This window comes from Corallococcus sp. CA049B, assembly GCF_003611685.1.
Lineage (GTDB): Bacteria > Myxococcota > Myxococcia > Myxococcales > Myxococcaceae > Corallococcus > Corallococcus coralloides.
Map to the genome: position 1 here is coordinate 1 of NZ_RAWC01000439.1, position 1580 is coordinate 1580.

Sequence of the window (1580 nt, forward strand, 5' to 3'; positions counted from 1 at the left end):
GGTAAGCGTTCAGGGGGCTTGGCGACCGCGAGCGTGAGATGGATTCAGGTTCCGGGCAGCAGCGATGGTGCGGGAGTGCCGTGGAGATGGGCTTCAAGGGACGCAGTGAGAGCGTCGAGCACGTTGCGCTCCTGCTTCCTGAGGCTCATCACGGCCGTGAGGATGCGCTCGACGAAGCGGCTACCGTCCTCGCTCTGGGTGCCAAAACTCGTCTTGCGCCAGATGACCGCATGGCGCAGGTCCCTCTCGGCGAGGTTGTTGGTGGGCTCGACGCCCTCGGTATAGACGAACGTCCAGAGCGCATCCTTGAGTTTGAGGATTTCCCTGGCGGTGCCGGCCACCGGCTTCGGGCACACCTGCGCGGCCTCCGCCAGGAGTCGCTCCACCTCGCGCATGAGAGGACGCATCTTGCGCTGGAAGGTGGCGCGCTTCAGGAGCCCATCGCGGGCCAGATGCCACCATTCGAAGAGGACAAAGACTTCCGCCAGCAGCCGTTCTCCCAGCCGTTTCGCCTCCCCTCCACGCTCGACGAAGCCTTCGAATTCGCGCACCAGGTGCGCCCAGCAGACCTGCCGTTTGAGGGCGTGCACCCAATTGTAGGCACACCACCTGTCGGAGATGAGCGTGCCCCGAAAACCCTGGCCCAACATCGTCTGGGCGACGGCCTTGCCGCGACTCTTGACGATGAGAAAGACAGCCACCGTCGCGGTGCTGGCGACCCACAGCCAGGCGCGTGCATGCTTCTGCCACCAGCCGGTTTCATCCTGATGCACGGCAGGCTGCGTCTGGACGTAGGCGCGCGCCTCACTCACAGAAGCCGCGAGGGCCTGGCTCACCCACTGCTCGAGGTTGCTGACGCTGCCGAGTGCCAGTTCCACGCCCAGCACGTCCTCCAGCAACTCCTGCACCAGCCGCTTGGACAAGCGCAGGCGCCCGGTGCAAAGCGCGATGAGGCCCGTCAGGCGCGGCCCGAAGTTGCCCTCGGGTACGCCCGCCGGCAGCGGTGCACAACGCCAGGCATTACAGTCGGCGCACCAGCCCGCGTGCAACTCGTACTGCCTCACCTCGGGCACGATGCGCGGCAACTCCACCACCTGGTGGATTCGTGCGGGAGGCGTGCTCTCCAGTCGCAACAGGGGGCCGGTGCAGCCCGTGCAACGCTCCGGTGCGGGCACCGCAACCACCTGCGTCACCTTGTCCGGCGGCATCAGCTCGCGCTTGCGGCCCTTGTGTCCGGGCTGGCCTCCGGGCTTACGCCCCGTCGGCTCCGACTTCCTGGGCGGCGTACCGGGTGGGTCCGAGGACGGAGGCTTCGAGGAGTTACGCGAGGTACTCCGCAGCCGCGCCTCCAGCTCCACGATGCGAGCCTCCTGCTGCGCAATGCGAGCCTCCTGCTGCTCGATTCGCGCGAGCGCCGCGCTCAGCAGTCGCTCCAACTCTGCGATACGCGCATCTCTTGGGTCGGGAGTGGCCACGTCCTATTATTTCTAAGCCGCCCCCGGCCCACGTCGAGCGTGGTGAGGCCCACCGTTCGCTGCCTCACTGCCCCCTCAGGCGAGCACTACCCCGTGAACGCTTAC

Annotated in this window: 1 protein-coding gene; it reads right to left on the bottom strand. The window is 66.8% G+C overall.

The window, feature by feature from the left end:
• Positions 1 to 44: 44 nt before the first annotated feature.
• Positions 45 to 1475: an IS66 family transposase gene (locus D7W82_RS39555; protein WP_233588217.1), complete on the bottom strand. Its 1431-nt coding sequence runs from the start codon at positions 1473 to 1475 to the stop codon at positions 45 to 47.
• Between the last annotated feature and the right edge of the window lie 105 nt (positions 1476 to 1580).